This is a genomic window from Vibrio sp. 1978 (assembly GCF_033344345.1).
Genome location: NZ_JAWPOP010000003.1, coordinates 248,618 through 271,210, shown reverse-complemented (window position 1 = coordinate 271,210; position 22,593 = coordinate 248,618). Strand labels below are relative to the sequence as shown.

Sequence of the window (22,593 nt, the reverse complement as noted above, 5' to 3'; positions counted from 1 at the left end):
TCATGGCACGATTTTTTATCGATCGTCCGGTATTTGCTTGGGTTCTCGCGATTCTAACGATGTTGGCGGGGGTAATGTCATTATTCAATTTACCCGTCTCGCAATACCCAACGATTTCACCGACGACGATCACCATCAGTGCTCGCTATCCAGGTGCATCAGCAAAAACCGTTGAAGACTCGGTAACGCAGGTTATCGAGCAAAACATGACAGGATTAGATTACCTTCGCTACCTATCATCGAGCAGTGATGCATTTGGTAATGCGACAATTACCCTGACGTTTGATAGCGAAGCTGACCCTGATATCGCGCAAGTACAGGTGCAGAACAAACTGCAATTGGCATTGACTTCATTGCCGATGGAGGTACAAAACCAAGGTATTGTCGTCAATAAATCCAATACGGCATTTCTCATGGTTGTCGCAGTTTATTCTGAAGATCCTGACTTTACAGAAAACGATATCGGCGACTTTGTTGTAACGAATATTCAAGACCCGATAAGTCGTGTAACTGGCGTAGGACAAGTGCAGGCGTTTGGTGCGCAGTATGCAATGCGAGTTTGGCTGGACCCTTTTAAGCTTACGCAGTTCAACTTGACCGCGATCGACGTAGCAAATGCAATCAGTGAACAGAACGCGCAAGTTTCTTCAGGTCAACTTGGTGCGGCACCTGCGCAGGAAGGCCAGTTGTTGAATGCAACGATTTCGTCTGCAAGTCGTTTGAGTAGTGTAGAAGAGTTCCAAGACATCATTCTTAAGTCCGACGCCAGTGGTTCGAATGTTTATTTGAAAGATGTAGCTCGCGTTGAGCGTGGTGCAGAAAGTTATGATATTCGAGGCCAATATAATGGCTTCCCAGCATCGGGGTTAGGTATTTCATTAGGTACTGGCGCAAACGCGCTTGAGACAGCCAATGCGGTAAAAGAGCGCTTAGAACAACTGAGTGCAACGTTCCCAGAAGGGTTGCAGATTGCTTACCCATTTGAAACAACGCCATTCGTCAAAGCCTCGATTCAAGAAGTGGTTAAAACGCTATTAGAAGCTATTCTTCTTGTGTTCTTAATCATGTACCTGTTCTTGCAGAACTTCCGTGCGACGATCATTCCAACGATCGCAGTGCCTGTCGTATTGCTCGGAACCTTCGCTATTTTGTACGCGACTGGATTTAGCGTAAACACGTTAACCATGTTCGCGATGGTTCTGGCTATCGGTTTGCTGGTGGATGATGCCATCGTTGTGGTGGAAAACGTCGAGCGTGTGATGCATGAAGATGGGTTGGAGCCCAAAGAAGCGACCAAAAAATCGATGGGACAGATTACTGGTGCCCTGATTGGTGTCGGTTTGACGCTTTCTGCGGTATTCGTCCCTATGGCGTTTATGTCTGGCTCTACAGGGGTTATTTACCGTCAGTTTTCAATAACTATTGTGGCGGCTATGACGCTTTCCGTTTTGGTTGCGATAATTCTGACTCCAGCATTGTGTGCTACGTTGCTGAAAAAAGGCGATGCTGAGCTTCTAGAGAAGAAAGGCTTCTTTGGCTGGTTTAACCGCAAGTTTGATGCGATGACAGCAGGCTATGAAACCGGCGTTGCCAAACTTCTAAAACGCACAGGTCGCATGTTGGTTGTATTTTTGGCAATGAGTGCAGGTGCTGGCTGGTTATTTATGAACCTTCCAACGTCATTTTTGCCAGATGAAGACCAAGGCACAGTATTCTCAATGGCTATTTTGCCGCCTAACTCAACACAAGAACAGACGGAAAAAACACTTGAGAAAATGCGTGACTTTTACCTAGTAGACGAAAAAGACAATGTAAAATCCGTCTTCTCCGTTGCTGGATTTAGTTTCGCAGGTCAAGGCCAAAACATGGGGATGGCATTTATCGGTTTGAAAGATTGGTCTGAGCGTGAAGCGCCTGGCGCCGATGCAGCTTCCATTACAGGTCGAGCGATGGGGTACTTCTCTACCATTAAAGAAGCTTTGGTGTTTGCGTTCGCCCCTCCAGCGATTCAAGAGCTAGGTAACTCGACAGGTTTCGATTTCTATCTCCAAGACTCGTTGAATAAAGGGCACGATGCATTAGTTGCGGCTCAAGGGCAACTTCTGGGCATGGCAGCACAAAACCCGAAACTTGTCGGTGTTCGTCCAAACGGTCAGGCAGATGCGCCAATGTACAAAGTGAACATTGACCACGTCAAACTTCGTGCTTTGGATGTCAGTATCAATGACGTAAACCAAATCCTGTCAGCTGCATGGGGCGGGGCTTACATTAACGATTATATTGACCGCGGTCGTGTGAAGAAAGTGATGGTGCAAAGTGATGCGGAATACCGCATGCAGCCAAAAGACTTCGATTCATGGTACGTACGCAACGCTAAAGGAGAGATGGTGCCTTTCTCTGCTTTTGCGAGTGGCGAGTGGACCTATGGTTCTCCTCTTTTGCAGCGCTTTGATGGTTTGCCAGCAATGAATATTCAAGGCGGTGCAGCTCCTGGTGTAAGTACTGGTGAAGCCATGGAAGAAATTGAAGCAATGGTAGAAAAGCTACCGGAAGGCTTCACGGTGAACTGGAATGGTATTTCGTATGAAGAGCGCCTTTCCGGAAACCAAGCGCCGATGCTATATGCGCTATCTATCCTCGTCGTATTCTTAGTTCTTGCCGCTTTGTATGAAAGTTGGTCAGTACCTTTCGCCGTGGTGTTAGTTGTTCCTCTTGGTGTGCTTGGTGCTGTGCTTGCGGTAATGACGCGCAGTATGGATAACGATGTGTTCTTCCAGGTGAGCTTATTAACTACGGTCGGCTTGGCAACCAAAAACGCCATTCTGATTGTTGAGTTTGCAAAGGACTACTATGAGAAAGGCGCTGGGCTTATCGAAGCAACCTTACATGCTGTTCGCGTTCGTCTGCGCCCAATTATCATGACATCGCTTGCTTTTGGTTTGGGTGTGGTACCACTTGCTATCAGTTCAGGTGTGGGATCGGCAGGTCAAAACGCAGTAGGTACCGGCGTACTTGGTGGCATGATCAGTGCCACGATATTGGGTATATTCTTCGTCCCAATCTTCTTTGTAGTGGTTGAGCGATTGTTTGATCGACGTGCGAGAAAAGAGTCGGAGGCAGAGTTGTCTGAGACCAGCACTAAACCCACTCAGCAAAGCGAGTAGGACTTGGTTGTTTTAACTGAGTTATACTAGTGATAATAAACACGATTAAAGGGCGCTTCGGCGCTCTTTATTTTATGTTTTCACTTGGTGGTTACCGTCTATGACGCGAGCCTGAAAGACGGCGTGTTGTGTGCAGTATCAGCACAGCCTTTTCGGCCGAATGAAAGCCTAAAGAAGAAAAACGACGATGAAAGATCAGAAAATTTCCCCAATTTCCGTTTTGGATCAAAGTCCTATGTTTGTTTGTGGTGTGATGCAGCGCATGTACCGCAATCGTGCCCAAGCTGAGCTCTCTCGGCAAAATTTGATGACACTAGAAATGGCAAGTGCACTGGCCGCTTTAGAAGAATTTCAGCCTATGAGCCAGCAAGCGTTAGCTGATGCGGTTCGAACTGAGCGAAGTGTAGCAAAGCGGATGGTGGACAATCTGGAAAAGAGAGGGTTTGTTCAAGTTTCTAAAAGTAAATCGAATCAGCGCCTTAAAATGCTAAGCATGACAAAAGAGGGGGCAAATGCTTTAAAGCAAGTTCATCAAATCATGACGAATTTACAGAAAGAGTTTTTTTCTTGTTTGTCGGAATCTGAAGCGAATGAATTTTTTCGTCTGGTAAGAAAGCTCACTTTTGCGAATCACGACCAGTAACTGACATCAATGCCGTTTAGCGTCTTTATTTTATCGCGGACCAATTATATTAAGCTGTAGAACTTAAGAAATAGGATGCCCAACGTACAGGTCACGGTAGAAAGCACCGTAGTGAGTGCGATGATATTTGCAGCTAACGTGGCATTGCCTCCCATGGAACGCGCCATGACATAGCTGGCAGCAGCGACTGGAGAGGCGTTCATAAAGAAAAGAATACCTAGCTCAATTCCTCGAAATCCTACTAAGTAAGCTCCCATGGTGATGATGACTGGCGCTACGATGAGCTTGTAACTGCTCGCAAACCAAGATGGACCTTTCTCTTTTCTCATCAAGCTAAAGTCAAGTGAGCCACCCGTACACAACAGCGCCAAAGGCAATGTCATTTTGGACAAGTAGTCTCCTGCGTCAATAACCACATTCGGTACTGGAATAGCGAGTAAATAAAAAGCCATTCCTAGAACAATGGAGATTATGAGTGGATTCCTAGTCAGTGTTCGGCCCATCATCTTTGCTGCTTGCGAGGCAGACGTTGCTCCTTTGGGAGATAAGCAAATTACCGCTTGGACGTTATAAATAAATGTGGTGACCGCGACATAGAGAGCCGCTAACGCCACACCTTGAGAACCATACGCATTGGCAACGTAAGCGATGCCAATAATACCTGTATTTGCTCGGAACCCACCTTGGATGAGAACGCCTTGATCAGGCGATGCTTTGAACAGAAGTTTGACGGAAAGATAGGTGAAAATGAAAAACGAAATACTAGCGATGACGCCGAAATTGACGAATCCACTTGCCGCGGAAAAGTCGTGTTCTGAAGCCACAATGCTGACAAATAACATTGCAGGCAAGGTAACTTGAAACACCAGTTTAGAGCCTACTTCGATAAAATTATCGTTGATTAGACCAAAGCGCTTAAAAAGAACGCCAAGTACCAACATCAAACAGATAGGTCCGGTTATCGACAAAGAGAATTGCAACTGATGTAAAACAGCTTCCATGTAAGTATCCGCAGCAAAAGAAAAAAGTGTTCCTGTTGCCTATTAAGCCACAAACCCGGAGGGTAGGACAGTAACGTGATGAAATTTTCTTCTGTTGTAGGTTCCGGAGTCATTTACACTCCAAGTTATGGACGAGGTCCCAATTTAACAAAGCGGTACTGGTCCTACGTGCGATATGTTGGTTAACTCGTTGTCGTGATGCATCCACATGCGTATTAGATGTGAGGGCTGGTCATCGTAGTTATAGATAGGAGTTCATCAATGAAAAGGAAACACAACAAAACTGTACTGTGTGCGTTTGTCTCTGGTTCGGTATTTGGTGCGGTTTTGGTCATTGCGATGTCTTTACCAATGTAATCCTCTTAATTGGCTGTTGGAACACTCACACTAATTCAGTACAAAACAGATTGAGTTCTGCGGTGTGTGCTGTTAGTTTAAAAAACATGAAAATACACGTTCGCCCTTCATTAACAACCTTCTCTTGGTGGCGCTCTAAATAGAGCGGCGCGGAATACTTACATTCTTAAGCTGCTGGATGGTAGCTAAGAGTGTTTGATCTTTTTATCTCCAGTAGCGATCTATTAATTACTTGGAGACAAATATGAATACCCATAAAAATACATCTCAGCGTGAAATTATACTTACCGGAGATCGAGCAACAGGTCCATTACACCTCGGGCACTATATTGGTTCATTGCAACAACGAGTCAAATTGCAAACGGAGCACGAGCAAACGATCTTGGTTGCGGACATGCAAGGGCTGACGGATAACGCGCATAACCCATCAAAGGTATCCTCTAATATTCTCAATGTCGTTGCAGATTATTTGGCTGTTGGTATCAACCCCGCTCAAACTACGATCACGTTGCAGTCTCAAATTCCAGCGTTAGCCGAGTTGACAATGTATTACAGTAATCTTGTTTCTATCGCACGATTAGAGCGAAACCCCACGGTTAAAAATGAGATTCAAAGTAAAGGCTTTGAACGCTCTATTCCCGCAGGCTTTTTAACGTATCCAATTTCTCAAGCTGCTGATATTACGGGGTTTCATGCGACGCTAGTACCAGTGGGTGATGACCAGCTGCCGATGTTAGAGCAAACTAATGAAATCGTGAGAAAAATAAACCACCTGGGTGGGAAAGAGGTTCTTAGGGAATGCCGTCCATTACTTAGTGATGCACCTCGTTTGCCGAGTACTGATGGCAAAAATAAGATGTCTAAAAGCATGGGGAATGCAATCAACCTAGGGACGTCTGAAAAGGAGATTTCTGCGGCGGTGAAATCTATGTATACCGATCCCAATCATCTGAAAATTGAGGACCCTGGCCAAGTCGAAGGGAATATTGTATTCATCTACCTCGATGCTTTTCATCCTGATAAAAATTATGTCGAACAGCTAAAAGACCATTATCGACGAGGTGGGTTAGGTGATGGTTTGACCAAGAAAGTGTTAGAAGAATGCTTACAAGAGATGCTTCGCCCTATTCGAGAAAAGCGCGCTATGTATTTGAATGATAAAGCGCAGCTGATTGATATTTTAAAACAAGGTAGTGAGCGTTCTCGCGAGAAAACCGAAAAAGTGCTATTTGATGTGAAAGATGTATTTGGTTTAAATTTGTTCTGAATTAAAAGTAGAGAGTTGAACATAAGGCACGACGACTGGTTAGCAACGTGCCTTTTTAAGTTCCCAGTCAGTCAAAGCGCATTGTTAAGAAGAAAAAAATTCACGACGAAAATCCGCGACTTCTTGTTGGTAATAGCTTTGCCATTCCGGTTCTGACAAATGTGAATGGCTAGAGGCTCTTTGCGTTCTTAGCTTGGACTCAAGTTGTTGTAATGCTTGTTGGTAATCTTTGACTTGTTTTTTTTGCTCTGTAATTTGCTGCTGACGAGCATGAATGTTTTTACTTTCTTCTTTCGTTAAGTAAGTTCGTTCTAGCTCTGCGATGATCGCCAAGCGATCTGGTAGGCTCATACTATTAGGAATCAGGGTGACCGCACGCTCATATTTTTCCTGGTTGCTTGTTAGCCCGATAGCATCTGCATGTTCTTGCCAGTCAATGGTGAGTTGCTCGAAAGCTCGCAAAAAGTTATCTGGGCTTTGAGTGTCCAGCTTTTGGGCTTCTAAATTGAAATCGTACAGCGCGAACTCATCCGCGAAAACAACATCAGCCAATTCTCCCCAGATGCTCCTTGCTTCGTTCTTCAGCTGTGCAATACGCGACGCCAGTGATTGTTGCTCATCAAATAACAAATTTCCTACACTCTCTTGCCATTGGCTGCTGAGCTGAGGGTAGTTCGCCAAAAGCTGGAATCGAGCTGAAGATAAATGCGCCTCAAACAAGGCGACCTGCTCTTCACAACTACGGTTCAACATACACTCTTGCCAAAACGTCTCAAGTTCGGCGACAAGTTTCCTGCCTTTGAGTTGAGTTAATCGCTCAGTCGTTATTTGAACTGTGGAAGGGAGCTTAGCGGTTTGTGGTGAAGTATCTGTATCGGGCACGATGCTACTCGTTTGTAGTGATGTACTGGAGACACTCTTATTTTTTGTCTTAGGGAAAGGAGAGGAAGCGAGCTCTTCTTTTTGAACATCGTGACTGAAAGTTAAAAATATCATGCCCGCCATAAGGGCGGACATGATTATCAAAGCGATTTTCTTCATGGCTTGATTGTTGCGCTTACTGGGAAATGGTCAGAAAGGTTATAGTGTTTCCATAAACTCTCTGCGGTTGTGCGCGGCACGTCTACACGGTTGTCATTGAATGATTTCACCCCGTATTCACTACTCACCATAACATAGTCAAGGTATTCCACGTTTTCGCCACCTGATAACGCTTCACCTGCAAAGTTATTGATACGGGGATCAAAGGTTGACTCCGTGTAACCAGAGTACTGAGGTTCGATGGCGCTTAAGTTAGCGATCATTTGTTGGTAGTCACCAGGGAACTTTCTTTTGTTTACGTTAAAGTCGCCGCTGTATACCACAGTTTCGCTTGAAGGAATGTTAAGAGATTGGGCGAGTGCGCGGATTTGTTTGAACTGGCGCTGACGATACTCACGGGCGGTGTCTGTATCGAAAGATGCGGTATGGGTAGCAAACACATGGTAAGCCTGACCACCTTTAATTATTTCCGCATAATTTACGCCTTTATCGGCAAAGCAGTCTGTACCAGAACAATCGGGAAAGACATATTGCGCTTCGTTCACGATAGGGTAGCGACTAACTATGATTACGCCACCATCATGAATATTAACGCCTTCTTTATCTAACATCTTTGTTTGGTAAGGATATTCCTTGGCTAACTCACGTAAGAATGCTTCACGGCCGCTGGCAAACACCTCTTGCAGCGCCAAAACATCGTAACCTTTTACATGTTGAGGAATCAGTTCGTAACGATCTCCAATGTGCGATGCAATAGCCGTCAACGCCCAGATGTTATAAGTCATCAACTTAAGGTTTTGTTCTTCGTTGTCGACAGACTCCGCTACCTTGCTTGGCGTGATGGTGTAGTAAAGATCATCATATCGAGCGGTACTGTCTGACTTAAATGCCAGTTCGGTTTCTCTCGCACCAAAAGCGTTAGTGTTGGCACGATGAATGTTACGATCATCTTTGAGTGATAACTCGACATCGGCTGCGGACAAGCCGTATTCAATGGTCGAATTGTACCAATGGCCTTCCATTATTTGATTGAGTGTTATGCTTTCACCTTCAGGGCTAGAAACCACCGTTTCAAAACGGTAAGTTTGATTTGATTTCACGCCCTCCCAACGGTTGAAGCTTAATACAGATTTAGTTTCCCACGGACCAAGTACCTGCACATGTTGTTGCCACTCTTCTCCGTATTGAAGCAAATCACTGCCTTCATGTTTTACTTGAATAGTTAACGGTTGATCAGAGTTATTCGTTAGGTAAACGTCGGTATCTGCAATGCAGGGTAACGCTATCAAGCTACTTAATAAAAGGCTCCACTGCGAAAATTTCATCTTATTTTTCCATCATTTGAACTAGAGCAATCATTCTTGTTTATAAATGTTACTTGCACGTTAAATATGGATGACATCTAAGCCAGCGCTGAAAATTGTTATCAGAATGTGATCTTTATTCAATGGTTAGGATGGGGGTATTGAGTGTGTGGCCGTTGAAGCGGTGGAAAAATAATACCAACAGTCAACGAATTGCATTCACTGCAATCAAGCTGTCATCTTTGCTCTATAAGTTGTGCGGCGTCATTCATCTAGCCATATGGCTAGAACTCAAATTGATAGATGGAGCACCATGGCTAGAGCAGTAAATCCAACCGATGAAACCATCATTAAATTGTTACAAGAGCAAGGTTTGATTAGAAGTGAAGCAGAAGCACGTTTAAAGAAAGAGGTGTACCGCTTGCAACCTAATGAGATAGCAAAAGTAAAAAATTATGCCCAGCATTTTGGGATAAATGCGAAAGAAAAGCTCATCGATGAGATCTTGGATCTGCGCCGAGAAGCGCTCATGAAAAGATGTAGACACAATACGGAGCATGCGAGCCTATCTCTAAAATAGCATGTGATAAAACTATCAATTACTGGTCAAGATTTGATCTCTCAAGCCGATGTATATAAGAGCGTTCAATGATATCGAGCGCAAAAAACAGTGTGTTTTAGAGGTTAAGCTTTCACTTAAGTGAGAGGTTTGGAAAGGCTGCGGGGAGAAAGTGCATGCGTATTAAAGACTTAAGTGTCGTAAAGAAAATATCGGTTAGTTATTTAACCGTTTTTGCCGTGTTTGGTTTAGTGTCAGTAATGTTGGTGCAAGGTTTGTTAACACTGAATAAAGACATTTCAGTGTTAACAGATAAAAGTTTACCTTCTGTTGCGATTTTGAAAGGTATCCAAGTTGATATTACTAAAGTGCGTAAAGATGAGTTCTCTTTATTGCCAAACGCAAATCACCCCAAAATTGGTGAATGGTTAAAAGGCCTCGACCAATGGCGTTCTGATGTGCAGGCTGGTATTGCAGAATACGAAAAGCTCGACCTTAATAAGCGTGAAACGCAGTCCTTTAGCGTTTTTAAAGAAACTTGGAATCAATACATCAAAGAAACGAAGACTTACAACGTATTGCTAAGCCAAGGCGATGCTGAAAGTGCAAATGATGTAATTTTATCAAGTTTCGATACCTACTCAAAAGCGTTGAGCAGCTTGGATGATACCCTCGCGTTGAACGATGAGTTGGTGAATTTGATTGGCGAAGAAGTACAAAGTGAAGCGGCATTTACACAATACAGCGCTGCTGTTGGTGCGCTTGTCGTCGCATTGGTCATGGTAATGTCTGCCATGTTGCTTTCTCGAGTCATCTGCGGGCCTGTTGATCGAGCACTGGAATTCGCTTCCAAAATCGCCAAGGGTCAATTGAATAATCAAATCGACGAAAGCGAATTGAGCAAAGACGAGTTAGGAACGCTGCTCAAAGAGCTTGTCGGTATGCAAACAAACTTACATTCGTTGGTTTCTGAGATTAATGACTCAACGATTCAGCTAACGGCAGCAGTAGAGGAAGTGAGTGCTATTTCTTCTCAGACCGCTTCTGGTATGCAAAATCAACAAATTGAACTTAGCTCGGTGGCTTCTGCGATGACAGAAATGCAAGCTGCTGTAAGTGAAGTGGCACAAAATACCGAAGTTGGCGCAACCTCTGCTTATTCGGCTGCGGAAGTGGCAAAGCAAGGAACGGTGACGTTACAACAAACTATCGCAGTAATTGAGCGTGTATCACATACGATCCAAGAATCAGATGAACTGGCACGTGAGCTTGAATCGAGCTCAAACAATATCAATGTGGTCGTAGATGTGATCCGCGGGATTGCCGAGCAAACAAACTTGTTAGCACTGAACGCCGCAATTGAAGCCGCTCGGGCTGGTGAACAAGGACGTGGGTTTGCTGTTGTGGCAGATGAGGTTCGTTCTCTGGCGCAACGCACTCAAGACTCCACTTCACAAATTGTGGAAATTGTTAATCAACTACAAGAGAGCAGCAGTAAAATAGGGCATTCAAGCCGTGATTGTCAGGAGGGTATTTCTCAGTGTGTTGAGCAAGTTAATGATGCTGATAGCCAGATAAAAGAAATTGAACATTCTGTCGATAACATAGCGCAAATGAGTACACAAATCGCAACGGCGTGCAGTGAGCAGAATTCTGTATCCGAAGAGCTGAATCGCAGCGTGGAGCATATTAATAGTGCTTCAACAGAGATGGCTGAGGGAGCTTCACAAACGGCTGTGGCTTGTCAGCAGATTAGTAGCCTAGCGCACAACTTGAAAACTCGAATGGGTTCATTCCAGCTCTAGTTGTTGTGTTTCAGCTTTATTCCTAACCTCATTGCTACAATAAATAAGCCGGACGAAATGTCCGGCTTATTTATTCTCTGTCTATATAAGTTCAGAGTATGCTCAACCTTGGGAGAATATGCTCGCTAGGCTGGAATACCACTGTGAAACTTAAAATCTGTATCTGGCGTAGAAATTAAATCTGCCTCTATACGTCCAAAGTAGGCGATGCGCTCGCTGATATCTTTGCCTGCGATTTGCTCCGCTAATACAAGATAATCCTGGTAATGGCGTGCTTCTGAACGTAATAAAGAAATGTAGAACTTTGCGATATCGTCATCCATATGTGGTGCTAGTTTGGCAAAACGCTCACAAGATCGGGCTTCGATGTACGCACCAATGATGAGTTTATCGATCAGCGTTTCCGGCTCATGAGTCTTCATATGCGAAATCAGTCCTTTAGCATAACGACTTGCTGGAATATTTTTGTACTCAATTCCACGACTTTCCATGATCTCTAAAACTTGATAAAAGTGGTGTAACTCCTCTTTTATCAAAAGCACCATCTTATCGATCAAATCTTGGCTGTATGGTGAGTCGGACTTAGCCATGATTGACTTAGAAATATTGCTCTTGCCTTTTAAAGTTTCCAATGAGCCTACGTTACGGTAAGCAAAATCTTCGTAGGGCTTAAACCAGTCAAGTAGAGCATGTGAACTGGATTGGTCAACGGCATACTTACGAATTAAAAACATGGCAGATTGGCCAGCTTTTAGTTCGCACAGTAGGTGGTCTAACAAAATGGTTTGAAGGTTCTCTGGTTTCTTTGCTTCCTCTACCCATTCATCAGGTGTACTGCATCGCAGAAATTGGTTAATGGGAGCAAGAAGATCTTGATAGGCGTCTAGATTCATCATTTTAGTTTTAGTACTTCACATTTTTATTGGGCATATCCGTTGTCTTGCGGATAGAAAAAAGGCTGCAATTGCAGCCTTTTTTGACCTGAAGTGAATGTTACCACTTTTTCTTCTCGCCGAAGAGAGCTTCCATGTCATTGTCACGCTCTTTGTCAGCAATCTGCTGCATTTCGGCATCGCTTTTATCTTGGCGCTTTTTATCTAAGTCACCTAACATCTCTTCAAGCTTTTGTTTCGCTTGAATAGAATAAGGATCGCTCTTAGTGCTCAAAGCATCGATACCTTTACGCAGCAGTTGAAGCGCGGTGCCTGGTTGGCCACGAGCGATAGAGTCGTTTGCTCTTTTGATGACATTTTCAATGTTGATGCGAATTTGCATCGTTTCCAAGCGCGCATTTTCGGTGACGTAAGTCTGGGTATCCAATCGGCCTTTGTTGTGCTCGTTACGGATAGTGTCGCGAAGTCGTTTAACCAGCTTAAGCATGACGATAGCTTGTTTATCACTACTCGGCATCTTGAAAGTGGTACTCTCGCCAGTAGGACCATTCTCTTTTAGCTGCGTAATCTGCTGCTTCATATTTTCGATACGTTGAGCAAGTTGCTTGTTCTTCGGGTCCAGCTCATGCATGCTCTCTAGCGCGTCAAGAATACGATTGTTTAGACACAGCAACAGCTCTTTACTAAAAGGGATATGGTGCGCATGACCAATCAACTCTTCAGTACCATCTATCAAGGCTACATATCGCGCTGATTCCTGCCTTTTTGCGGTTTCAACTTTAACCTTATATTGCAACATAATGTTATAGCCTAGGATTAACACCAGTAGGATGGCTACCAAAGCGATTATTAAACCAATATTCATATCTTTGCGTCTGCTTTACTTTTCTGCGGCTAGCGTTAAAGAATACATGAATCTTATCTTACTCGGCACCTTATTTGTTTGATTATTTTGTCTCTCCCACGTTTTAGTTACTGATAGAAGTCACATCATAGAACTTCGGTCATTTATTGGCTCAACTTTGTGCATATTGTTTCTTGCTTGAAGATTATTAGTATGTGATTGAGGTATAAGTTAGAAATTGCTGTTCATTTCGATTTGAACGCGTTATAACTAATTATTATATCGCTCGCTTGAGTGGCCAATAAACTCTCTCATGAATAAGTAAGGGATTACGATGAAACTGCAGCAGCTGAAGTATATTGTTGAGGTTGTAAACCATAATCTGAATGTATCTGCAACGGCGGAAAGCTTATATACCTCTCAGCCAGGTATTAGTAAACAGGTTCGGTTGCTGGAAGACGAGTTAGGTATTCAGATTTTTGAACGTAGCGGTAAGCACTTAACGCAAGTGACGCCAGCTGGAGAAGAAATTGTACGTATCTCTCAAGAAATTCTCGCTCGTGTAGAAAGTATCAAAGCGGTGGCTGGAGAGCACACCCATCCAGAAATGGGGACGCTGAATATCACCACGACACATACGCAGGCTCGTTATGCACTGCCAGATGTCATCAAAGGTTTTACTTCTCGTTATCCAAAAGTGTCGTTACACATGCACCAAGGTACACCGTCACAAATGTCTGAGGCGATAGCTAAAGGCACTGCGAATTTTGCGATTGCGACAGAAGCTCTTCACTTATATCAAGATGCCATCATGCTGCCTTGTTATCACTGGAATCGTTCAATAGTTGTGCCTAAAGACCACCCACTAGCGAAGAAAGACAAAGTAACGATCAGTGATCTTGCCGCTTACCCATTAGTCACTTACGTGTTCGGTTTTACTGGTCGTTCAGAGCTGGATACAGCATTCAACCGCGAAGGTTTAACCCCGCGAGTGGTGTTCACGGCAACTGATGCAGACGTCATTAAAACTTACGTTCGTATGGGTATTGGTGTGGGTGTGATTGCAAGCATGGCTGTGGATGAAGAGCAGGACGGTGACTTGGTTGCAATAGATGCGAGCCATTTGTTTGGCGCGAGCACCACGAGCATCGGCTTCCGCCGTGGTACATTCTTACGCTCTTACATGTTCGATTTTATGGAGCGTTTTGCACCGCACTTAACGCGTCCAGTGGTTGAGCAGGCGATTTCGTTGAAGTCTAATGCAGAAATCGAAGAGATGTTTAAAGACATCGAGCTTCCGGTGAGATAACACTTCATTGATGTTTCGATTCCCTCTACAATGCGCTCGTTGTAGGGGGAGCTATGAAAACGCAATTTCAGTTTATTAATGACTGCTTAATCGAAAACCAATCTTTGTGGCGATTCGAGCCTTTTAAAAGCAGCATTCACACATCATTACCTTGGCAGGAGCAACATCCTCGACTGTGCCAATGGCTAGCGTCTCTTACTCCCTCTCAAATCGAAGAATACAAAGCAGCACCAGAACTCGCGTTAAAAGCACTTAGTCCGTTTTTGCCTGAGCTTGAACAACTCGCAGAACTGACTCATTTAGAGCTTTTGTCGTTAAACGGCTTGGAACTCGCTCGTGGTTTAGATAACGGTATTCCGGGACGTAAGTTGGAGCAAATTAGCTCGATGGGTGAAGCTGCAATTCAACAACACTGTGGCGAAGAATGGCTAGAATGGTGCTCAGGTAAAGGTTACTTGGGGCGAATCCTGACAACGCAAACCGATCAGCCTGTAACCAGCTTTGAATACCAACAAGCACTGTGCGATTCGGGGCAACAAGCAGCCAATGAACATCATTGGAAGATGACGTTTATTCAAGGCGACGCGTTTGATAGCAAAGCGAAAGCCGTGTTTAAGCCAACGCAACACGCAGTAGCACTGCATGCATGCGGTGACCTTCACGCTCGTCTAATGCAGTACGGCAGTGAAAATGGGATTGCTGCGATGACCATATCACCTTGTTGTTACCACTTGATTCAGTCGGAACAATACCAGCCGATGTCGGAATCGGGCAGGGCTTCTTCTCTCTCATTGTCTAAGCAAGAACTGCGTATCCCATTACAACAAACGGTGACAGGAGGAGAGCGCGTGCGTCGTCATCGTCAGCAGGAAATGATGTTTCGTCTTGGGTTTGATTTGATCACGCGACAAGCTTTGGGAATGGCAGAGTATCAGCCTGTGCCGAGTATCCGTAAGTCGCAATTAAGTGATGGTTTTGAATCTTTATGTCGCTGGGCAGCGGAGCAAAAAGGCATTGTTCTTCCTCAAGAAATCGATTTCTCTCATTTTGAAAAGTTAAGCGAACAACGCTTCTGGCAAATGGAGAGAATGAGCTTAGTGCAACTTGTTTTTCAACGTCCGTTGGAGATCTGGCTCGCATTAGACAAAGTGCTTTATCTTGAAGAACGTGGTTACCGTGTTAGATTGTCAGAGTTTTGCCCTAAATCGGTCACACCTAGAAATATTTTAATTTGTGCATATAAGATTTAGTTATTCTTTATAGCCAAACGCTCTATATGAAAAAGCCCACTTATGAGTGGGCTTTTGTAAACAAAACGTGACAAGTTATGTTTTATTTTGTCATTAATTAAACATAGCGATAGCTTGAGTTGGTTCAACGTATTCCAAGTCAAAGCTTTCTGCTACTTCTTTACATGTTACTTTTCCGTGAATAACGTTTAGACCTTCAAGGAAGCCTTTGTCTTCTAGAAGTGCTTCGCGGTAGCCTTTATTTGCTAACTTCACGATGTATGGAAGCGTAGCGTTGTTGAGTGCAAATGTTGAAGTGCGAGCAACTGCGCCAGGCATATTTGCTACACAGTAGTGAACCACTTCATCAACGATGTAAGTTGGATCTGCGTGAGTTGTCGCGTGTGAAGTTTCGAAACAACCGCCTTGGTCAATTGCCACGTCAACCACTGCTGCACCAGGCTTCATCTTAGCAATGTGCTCTTTAGTGACCAGTTTAGGTGCTGCTGCGCCAGGAATTAGAACGGCACCGATAACAAGGTCCGCTTCTAGAACATGCTTCTCGATAGCGTCTTCAGTAGAATAAACCACTTTTGCGCGACCTTGGAATTCTTCGTCAAGCTTACGAAGTGTGTCTACGTTACGGTCTAGAATGGTGACGTCAGCGCGAAGGCCAACCGCCATACGAGCAGCGTTTGCACCAACAACGCCACCACCAACGATAACGACTTTTGCAGGTTCAACACCAGGTACGCCGCCTAGGAGCAGACCACGACCGCCGTGCGATTTTTCCAACGTTTGCGCACCAGCTTGGATAGACATCCGACCTGCCACTTCTGACATTGGTGCTAACAGTGGCAAACGACCCATATTATCTGTTACAGTCTCATAGGCTATACAGACAGCTTTGCTCTTGATTAGCTCATCAGTTTGTGGAAAATCTGGTGCTAGGTGTAAATAAGTAAATAAAATTTGCCCTTCGCGGAGCATTGCTCTCTCTACTGCTTGGGGTTCTTTTACTTTTACAATCATGTCTGCTTGCGCAAATACGTCAGCAGCATGAGGGAGAATGGATGCGCCGACAGCGATGTAATCATCGTCTGAAAAACCAATGCCGGCACCTGCATTGGTCTCAACTAAAACTTGGTGACCATGTGAGATGAGTTCTCTCACGCTAGCTGGGATCATACCAACACGATATTCGTGATTCTTGATTTCCTTAGGTACGCCAATGATCATCCTGTATCCTCTTTCTATAATGGTTGTATTAACTGTTAGTAGGGTGTTATTGTCGAATTAATAACTAGTATAGTTATAGATTTGTAAAATTTGGCACCAAATATTAAAAAGTTGTAGTATATTTTTTTGCAAGGAAGTAATAAGGTGGAATAAAAAATGGCAGACAACTATAAAAAGCCGTCCAAGGAACTAGACCGTATCGACCGCAACATTCTTAATGAGCTGCAGAAAGACGGTCGTATTTCAAACGTTGAGCTTTCAAAACGTGTGGGACTTTCTCCAACGCCATGTTTGGAGCGTGTACGTCGCTTAGAGCGTCAGGGTTATATCACAGGGTATACTGCATTATTGAATCCGCAGTTCCTGGATGCATCACTATTAGTATTCGTTGAGATTACGCTAAACCGTGGTGCGCCGGATGTGTTTGAGCAGTTTAACTCAGCTGTTCAAAAGCTAGACGACATACAAGAGTGTCATCTTGTTTCAGGTGACTTTGACTATCTTCTTAAAACCCGTGTATCAGATATGGGTGCTTACCGCCGACTATTGGGCGATACGTTACTACGTCTACCTGGCGTAAATGACACTCGCACATACGTTGTTATGGAAGAAGTGAAACAATCTAACCAGCTTGTGATCAAAACTCGTTAATTTCTTGCAAAGAAAGCGGTATATGCTTCCGCTTTCGCCAGAGAGTAATTGGGTTTTTCTCCTTGATATGGTTAAATCAATTTACCGAGCGGCTTGATGCCGCTCGGAATGTTTTGCAATTTCCTATTTCATTTCCATATTCAAGTTGATTTATGTTCAAAGAGAACGCAAAGAAAGTCGAAACCATTATCAAAACCAGTGAAGAGCCCCAGTCTTCACGCTTAAATGGCTTCCAACGCTTAAAAGAGTGCTGCTTTATCGTTGGCGTTCTTAGCTCGGTATTGCTTGCGGTTGCACTATTTACCTTCAGTCCGGCCGATCCTTCTTGGTCCCAAACCGCATGGGGAGGGGATATCGATAATGCTGGTGGCCTTTTCGGCGCTTGGCTAGCCGATACTCTATTCTTCACATTTGGCTCTCTCGCTTACCCAATCCCTTTCTTGCTAGCGGCGGCTGCATGGGTGATTTGCCGTAAACGAGGAGAAGATGAGCCCATTGATTTCATGCTTTGGGGTACAAGGCTGCTCGGTCTTGTCGTCCTTATTATGACCAGTTGCGGTCTTGCCGATATTAATTTTGATGACATTTGGTATTTTTCATCCGGAGGTGTGGTCGGGGATGTGTTGTCTAGCCTCGCTTTACCTACATTGAATGTACTCGGTACCACATTGGTACTGCTGTTCTTGTGGGGAGCGGGCTTTACGCTCTTCACTGGCATCTCATGGCTTAACATCGTGGAATGGCTTGGTGATCGTGCGTTAGCACTAATTGCCGCGCTTGCAAATAAGGCAAGAGGTTCAGAGCAGGAAGTTTTAGAACCTCAGCTTGATGAGTTTGTAGAAGACAAAGTCTCTACGCCTAAACATAATGTAGACCATGAAATTGATGATGAGCCGCTTCCTCATTTAACGGCGTACGATGTCGATGAACCGAAAGAGTCGGCGCCAGCGCATGAGTACCCTATTTATATGCCGCAAGCTAAACCTGATAAGCCTGCGCAACAGGCGATGGTAGAACCGACGCCACCACAACGCAAGTCTACGGTTAATGCTGCGCCAGTTTATGCTGAACCTGAGCCTCAAACACAACCTATCCATACGGTTAACACTGATAACGTTGATCCGCTCTTGGAACGCACCAAGCAACTGAATGTTACGATAGAAGAGCTTGAAGCAGCGGCGCAACAAGCAGATGACTGGGGAACTGAAGAACAGGCAGCCCCATCATTTGCAGACACTTACTCTTCCTATGTAGAGCCACATACAGCTACAGAAGAACCGATCAGTGTTGAACCAGATTATGCGGAGTACGAACAATTTGAAGCAGAGCAAGTACAGCAGCCAAGTATTGAGCATCCTGTACATGAAGAGCCTGCAATTGATTCTGCTGTATTAGATAGCATCACGGCGCAAACAGAATCGAGCCAACATATTGAGCCTACGATCTCTGACTTTGATGTGTTAGATGATGAAGACGAAGTGGAATCTCAGCCTGCACAGCAAGCACAGCCAACAACGCCTCATCAGCAAGCAGCAACACCTTCAACAACATTTGAACCTGCACCTCAAAAAGTGGAAGTAGAAGAGGTCCAAGACAACGACCAAGACGTTACCGCATTCCAAGATATGGTTTCCAATGCGCAAGCCAAAGTCGCTGCAACACAGAACCCATTTTTGGTACAGAAAGAAGAAAACTTGCCAGTTCCGGAAGAGCCACTCCCAACGCTCGAGTTGCTTTATCATCCAGAAAAACGTGAAAACTTTATCGACCGTGATGCGCTAGAGCAGGTCGCTCGATTGGTAGAGAGCAAACTCGCTGACTACAAAATCAAAGCCGATGTGGTTGGTATTTATCCTGGTCCAGTGATCACTCGTTTTGAGCTTGATTTGGCGCCGGGGGTGAAAGTAAGTCGTATTTCTGGTCTTTCAACTGACTTAGCGCGTGCATTGTCTGCGATGGCGGTACGTGTTGTGGAAGTAATCCCTGGCAAGCCTTACATCGGTTTGGAACTGCCAAACATGAGTCGTCAGACGGTCTATTTATCTGATGTCATCAGTAGCCCTCAGTTTGAGCAAGCAACGTCACCAACAACGGTTGTGTTAGGTCAAGACATTGCGGGCGAAGCTGTGGTGGCAGATCTTGCGAAGATGCCACACGTGCTAGTAGCAGGTACAACAGGTTCTGGTAAGTCGGTAGGTGTGAACGTGATGATTTTGAGCATGCTGTATAAAGCAGGCCCAGAAGATGTACGCTTCATCATGATTGACCCGAAAATGCTAGAGCTTTCTATTTATGAAGGTATCCCTCATCTTCTTTCTGAAGTTGTGACTGATATGAAAGACGCATCAAATGCTCTACGTTGGTGTGTGGGCGAGATGGAACGTCGTTACAAATTGATGTCGGCATTAGGTGTACGTAATGTGAAGGGCTTCAACGAAAAATTGAAGATGGCAGCAGAAGCGGGCCACCCAATCCATGACCCGTTCTGGCAAGAAGGCGACAGCATGGATACTGAACCGCCATTGCTAGAAAAGCTGCCTTACATCGTCGTTGTTGTTGACGAATTTGCTGACCTAATGATGGTGGTAGGTAAGAAAGTTGAAGAACTGATTGCTCGCTTGGCGCAAAAAGCGCGCGCGGCAGGTATTCACTTAATTCTTGCGACTCAGCGTCCATCGGTTGATGTTATTACCGGTCTAATTAAAGCGAACATTCCAACTCGTGTTGCGTTTACGGTATCGACTAAAACGGACTCTCGTACAATCCTAGATCAAGGCGGCGCAGAATCACTACTTGGTATGGGTGATATGTTGTATCTACCGCCGGGATCAAGTCATACAACTCGTGTTCACGGTGCATTTGCATCAGATGATGATGTTCATGCTGTTGTAAACAACTGGAAAGCGCGTGGTAAACCGAACTACATTGAAGAGATCATCAGTGGAGATCAAACTCCAGAAAGTCTATTGCCAGGTGAGCAAATGGAAGCGGATGAAGATGTAGACCCGCTCTTCGATCAAGTTGTTGAGCACGTGGTTCAATCACGTCGAGGTTCGGTTTCCGGTGTTCAGCGCCGATTTAAGATAGGTTACAACCGTGCCGCCCGTATTGTAGAGCAGCTTGAAGCGCAGGGCATCGTAAGTGCTCCGGGTCATAACGGTAATCGTGAAGTACTGGCACCTGCGCCACCAAAAGATTAATGAACTTGTGTTACTCACCTCAGTCCAACTGAGGTGAGTGGTTCTAATAATAGGTATCTGAATGAAAAAACTATTTTCAGCGAAACTTTTCTCTGCGCTTGTTTTAAGCTTTTCCCTCTTTTCTACCGCACACGCAGCATCTCCTAAAGATGAATTAAACAAACGCCTTTCTATGAATGATGGCTTCAGTGCGGATTTCTCTCAGCAGGTTATCAGCCCTGAAGGCGAAACGGTGATGGAAGGAGAAGGTACGGTTGAAATCGCTCGCCCAAGCCTGTTCCGTTGGAGTACAACATTCCCCGATGAGAACCTATTGGTCTCTGACGGTAAGACATTGTGGTACTACAGCCCATTCATCGAGCAAGTGAGCATCTACTGGCAAGAGCAAGCAACAGAGCAAACGCCATTTGTTTTGCTAACGCGTAACCGAGCAAGTGATTGGAATAACTACAAAATATCTCAAAAAGGTGACCAGTTCACTCTCATTCCTACCGCAGTAGACTCCACACAAGGTCAATTCCAGATTAATATTGATGCCAAAGGTGTGGTGAAAGGCTTCAACGTGGTTGAGCAAGACGGTCAAAAAGGTTTGTTCACCTTTAACAACGTGAAGCTGGGTAAACCAAAAGCAGACAGATTCACATTCACAATTCCAAAAGGTGTGGAAGTGGATGACCAAAGGAATTAATTGGTAGTGAGTAATTACACATTAGATTTCTCGGGGGACGAAGATTTTCGTCCCCTTGCTGCTCGTATGAGACCGGAAACAATCGAGCAATACATTGGACAGCAGCACATTTTAGGCCCTGGTAAGCCACTGCGCCGTGCGCTAGAGGCGGGTCACATTCACTCGATGATCCTTTGGGGACCACCAGGCACAGGCAAAACGACATTAGCGGAAGTGGCTGCAAACTACGCCAATGCTGAAGTAGAGCGTGTGTCTGCCGTAACGTCTGGTGTGAAAGAAATCCGTGCTGCAATCGAGAAAGCACGTGAGAACAAAATGGCGGGTCGCCGCACCATCTTATTTGTGGATGAGGTGCATCGCTTCAACAAATCTCAACAAGACGCGTTTTTACCGCATATCGAAGATGGCACGGTTACCTTTATTGGTGCGACGACAGAAAACCCATCGTTTGAGTTAAACAACGCATTGCTGTCACGTGCACGTGTCTACAAGCTAACGTCTCTCGATAAAGATGAAATCTCACTGGCGCTGAATCAAGCGATCAGTGACAAAGAGCGTGGCTTGGGCAATACACCCGCACATTTCGCTGATAACGTATTAGACCGCCTAGCAGAACTGGTCAACGGTGATGCTCGCATGTCTCTCAATTATCTTGAGCTGCTCTACGACATGGCAGAAGATAATGCGCAAGGTGAAAAAGAGATCACGCTTAAGTTGCTGGCTGAAGTGGCAGGGGAGAAGGTCTCTCGCTTCGATAACAAAGGTGATATCTGGTATGACTTAATCTCTGCGGTCCACAAATCCATTCGTGGCTCTAACCCAGATGCGGCGCTTTACTGGGCTGCACGTATGATTGCTGCGGGTTGTGATCCTCTTTATATTGCCCGTCGATTACTTGCGATAGCATCGGAAGATGTCGGCAATGCGGACCCTAGAGCCATGCAAGTGGCACTCTCCGCGTGGGACTGTTTTACACGCGTTGGTCCAGCAGAAGGTGAACGTGCGATTGCACAGGCGATCGTGTACTTAGCGTGTGCGCCAAAAAGTAATGCCGTTTACGTTGCTTGGAAACAAGCGCTAACGGACGCTCATAACTTACCTGAATATGAAGTGCCGCATCACCTTCGAAATGCGCCAACCAGTTTGATGAAAGACATGGGTTATGGGGCTGAGTATCGTTATGCTCACGATGAGCCTGGTGCTTACGCAGCAGGTGAGCAATATTTGCCGCCTGAAATGGGCGATCGTAGGTACTATCAGCCGACAAATCGTGGTCTGGAGACCAAAATCGGCGAAAAGTTAGATTACTTGGCTACTTTAGACGCAAATAGCCCACAAAAGCGCTATGAAAAGTAGGCGTTTTTGGATACATTTGTTTAGTAAATTTTTTTAACGCGTA

At 44.8% G+C, this 22,593-nt stretch carries 17 protein-coding genes; 11 read left to right on the top strand and 6 right to left on the bottom strand.

The genetic code is table 11. From position 1 onward, the window contains the following. Positions 1 to 2 precede the first annotated feature (2 nt). Both R8N49_RS04975 and R8N49_RS04970 read left to right on the top strand, forming a co-directional pair. A complete protein-coding gene (locus tag R8N49_RS04975; RefSeq protein ID WP_005378264.1) occupies positions 3 to 3,164 on the top strand; it encodes an efflux RND transporter permease subunit in 3,162 nt (1,053 codons plus the stop codon). Positions 3,165 to 3,351: 187 nt separating this feature from the next. Then, positions 3,352 to 3,807 (top strand): MarR family winged helix-turn-helix transcriptional regulator, encoded by a 456-nt coding sequence (locus R8N49_RS04970; RefSeq protein WP_033905066.1) that lies wholly within the window; start codon positions 3,352 to 3,354, stop codon positions 3,805 to 3,807. Between the two features lie 44 nt (positions 3,808 to 3,851). On the opposite strand, the gene R8N49_RS04965 is transcribed toward R8N49_RS04970, so the two are convergent. Continuing rightward, complete coding sequence (locus tag R8N49_RS04965; RefSeq protein ID WP_025766898.1) at positions 3,852 to 4,808, bottom strand: AEC family transporter; 957 nt, start codon at positions 4,806 to 4,808, stop codon at positions 3,852 to 3,854. A 601-nt stretch (positions 4,809 to 5,409) separates the two neighbouring features. Between R8N49_RS04965 and trpS the strand changes: the two genes are divergently transcribed. Then, entirely contained in the window at positions 5,410 to 6,432 is a 1,023-nt protein-coding gene (trpS, locus tag R8N49_RS04960; protein ID WP_053303220.1) for a tryptophan--tRNA ligase, read from the top strand. Positions 6,433 to 6,516: 84 nt separating this feature from the next. Here the strand turns inward: trpS and R8N49_RS04955 are convergent, their stop codons facing one another. Both R8N49_RS04955 and R8N49_RS04950 read right to left on the bottom strand, forming a co-directional pair. After that, positions 6,517 to 7,473: an ATP-dependent dsDNA exonuclease gene (locus R8N49_RS04955; RefSeq protein ID WP_258489357.1), complete on the bottom strand. Its 957-nt coding sequence runs from the start codon at positions 7,471 to 7,473 to the stop codon at positions 6,517 to 6,519. Further along, positions 7,470 to 8,798, bottom strand: coding sequence for a sphingomyelin phosphodiesterase (locus R8N49_RS04950; protein WP_017634955.1), 1,329 nt, complete (start codon positions 8,796 to 8,798; stop codon positions 7,470 to 7,472). The genes R8N49_RS04955 and R8N49_RS04950 overlap by 4 nt, the downstream gene beginning before the upstream one ends. 292 nt (positions 8,799 to 9,090) lie before the next feature. On the opposite strand from R8N49_RS04950, the gene R8N49_RS04945 reads away from it, so the two are divergent. Together R8N49_RS04945 and R8N49_RS04940 are read left to right on the top strand one after the other, a co-directional pair. Further along, complete coding sequence (locus R8N49_RS04945) at positions 9,091 to 9,357, top strand: hypothetical protein (RefSeq protein WP_017634954.1); 267 nt, start codon at positions 9,091 to 9,093, stop codon at positions 9,355 to 9,357. Between the two features lie 155 nt (positions 9,358 to 9,512). Further along, a complete protein-coding gene (locus R8N49_RS04940) occupies positions 9,513 to 11,141 on the top strand; it encodes a methyl-accepting chemotaxis protein (RefSeq protein ID WP_017634953.1) in 1,629 nt (542 codons plus the stop codon). A 125-nt stretch (positions 11,142 to 11,266) separates the two neighbouring features. On the opposite strand, the gene miaE is transcribed toward R8N49_RS04940, so the two are convergent. Beyond that, positions 11,267 to 12,037: a tRNA isopentenyl-2-thiomethyl-A-37 hydroxylase MiaE gene (miaE, locus tag R8N49_RS04935; protein WP_017634952.1), complete on the bottom strand. Its 771-nt coding sequence runs from the start codon at positions 12,035 to 12,037 to the stop codon at positions 11,267 to 11,269. A gap of 97 nt (positions 12,038 to 12,134) precedes the next feature. After that, entirely contained in the window at positions 12,135 to 12,899 is a 765-nt protein-coding gene (locus R8N49_RS04930) for a hypothetical protein (protein ID WP_005378247.1), read from the bottom strand. Between the two features lie 313 nt (positions 12,900 to 13,212). Between R8N49_RS04930 and cysB the strand changes: the two genes are divergently transcribed. Together cysB and R8N49_RS04920 are read left to right on the top strand one after the other, a co-directional pair. Further along, entirely contained in the window at positions 13,213 to 14,187 is a 975-nt protein-coding gene (cysB, locus tag R8N49_RS04925; protein WP_005388967.1) for an HTH-type transcriptional regulator CysB, read from the top strand. Positions 14,188 to 14,240: 53 nt separating this feature from the next. Continuing rightward, entirely contained in the window at positions 14,241 to 15,437 is a 1,197-nt protein-coding gene (locus R8N49_RS04920; RefSeq protein ID WP_017634951.1) for a methyltransferase, read from the top strand. Between the two features lie 93 nt (positions 15,438 to 15,530). On the opposite strand, the gene ald is transcribed toward R8N49_RS04920, so the two are convergent. Continuing rightward, positions 15,531 to 16,655 (bottom strand): alanine dehydrogenase, encoded by a 1,125-nt coding sequence (gene ald / locus R8N49_RS04915; RefSeq protein WP_005378241.1) that lies wholly within the window; start codon positions 16,653 to 16,655, stop codon positions 15,531 to 15,533. Positions 16,656 to 16,811: 156 nt separating this feature from the next. Between ald and lrp the strand changes: the two genes are divergently transcribed. The 4 genes from lrp (at position 16,812) to R8N49_RS04895 (ending at position 22,550) form a co-directional block, all read left to right on the top strand. Beyond that, positions 16,812 to 17,306 (top strand): leucine-responsive transcriptional regulator Lrp, encoded by a 495-nt coding sequence (lrp, locus tag R8N49_RS04910; RefSeq protein WP_005378234.1) that lies wholly within the window; start codon positions 16,812 to 16,814, stop codon positions 17,304 to 17,306. Positions 17,307 to 17,458: 152 nt separating this feature from the next. Next, complete coding sequence (locus tag R8N49_RS04905) at positions 17,459 to 20,506, top strand: DNA translocase FtsK 4TM domain-containing protein (RefSeq protein ID WP_186584344.1); 3,048 nt, start codon at positions 17,459 to 17,461, stop codon at positions 20,504 to 20,506. A 61-nt stretch (positions 20,507 to 20,567) separates the two neighbouring features. Next, entirely contained in the window at positions 20,568 to 21,194 is a 627-nt protein-coding gene (gene lolA, locus R8N49_RS04900) for an outer membrane lipoprotein chaperone LolA (protein WP_005388103.1), read from the top strand. Further along, positions 21,195 to 22,550, top strand: a complete 1,356-nt coding sequence (locus tag R8N49_RS04895; RefSeq protein ID WP_038889531.1) for a replication-associated recombination protein A — start codon at positions 21,195 to 21,197, stop codon at positions 22,548 to 22,550. Positions 22,551 to 22,593: the final 43 nt, after the last annotated feature.

Coding starts and splice junctions, on each gene's coding strand:
- R8N49_RS04975 (WP_005378264.1), top strand. CDS start 3: ATGGCACGATTTTTTATCGATCGTCCGGTATTTGCTTGGGTTCTCGCG.
- R8N49_RS04970 (WP_033905066.1), top strand. CDS start 3,352: ATGAAAGATCAGAAAATTTCCCCAATTTCCGTTTTGGATCAAAGTCCT.
- R8N49_RS04965 (WP_025766898.1), bottom strand. CDS start 4,808: ATGGAAGCTGTTTTACATCAGTTGCAATTCTCTTTGTCGATAACCGGA.
- trpS (WP_053303220.1), top strand. CDS start 5,410: ATGAATACCCATAAAAATACATCTCAGCGTGAAATTATACTTACCGGA.
- R8N49_RS04955 (WP_258489357.1), bottom strand. CDS start 7,473: ATGAAGAAAATCGCTTTGATAATCATGTCCGCCCTTATGGCGGGCATG.
- R8N49_RS04950 (WP_017634955.1), bottom strand. CDS start 8,798: ATGAAATTTTCGCAGTGGAGCCTTTTATTAAGTAGCTTGATAGCGTTA.
- R8N49_RS04945 (WP_017634954.1), top strand. CDS start 9,091: ATGGCTAGAGCAGTAAATCCAACCGATGAAACCATCATTAAATTGTTA.
- R8N49_RS04940 (WP_017634953.1), top strand. CDS start 9,513: ATGCGTATTAAAGACTTAAGTGTCGTAAAGAAAATATCGGTTAGTTAT.
- miaE (WP_017634952.1), bottom strand. CDS start 12,037: ATGATGAATCTAGACGCCTATCAAGATCTTCTTGCTCCCATTAACCAA.
- R8N49_RS04930 (WP_005378247.1), bottom strand. CDS start 12,899: ATGAATATTGGTTTAATAATCGCTTTGGTAGCCATCCTACTGGTGTTA.
- cysB (WP_005388967.1), top strand. CDS start 13,213: ATGAAACTGCAGCAGCTGAAGTATATTGTTGAGGTTGTAAACCATAAT.
- R8N49_RS04920 (WP_017634951.1), top strand. CDS start 14,241: ATGAAAACGCAATTTCAGTTTATTAATGACTGCTTAATCGAAAACCAA.
- ald (WP_005378241.1), bottom strand. CDS start 16,655: ATGATCATTGGCGTACCTAAGGAAATCAAGAATCACGAATATCGTGTT.
- lrp (WP_005378234.1), top strand. CDS start 16,812: ATGGCAGACAACTATAAAAAGCCGTCCAAGGAACTAGACCGTATCGAC.
- R8N49_RS04905 (WP_186584344.1), top strand. CDS start 17,459: ATGTTCAAAGAGAACGCAAAGAAAGTCGAAACCATTATCAAAACCAGT.
- lolA (WP_005388103.1), top strand. CDS start 20,568: ATGAAAAAACTATTTTCAGCGAAACTTTTCTCTGCGCTTGTTTTAAGC.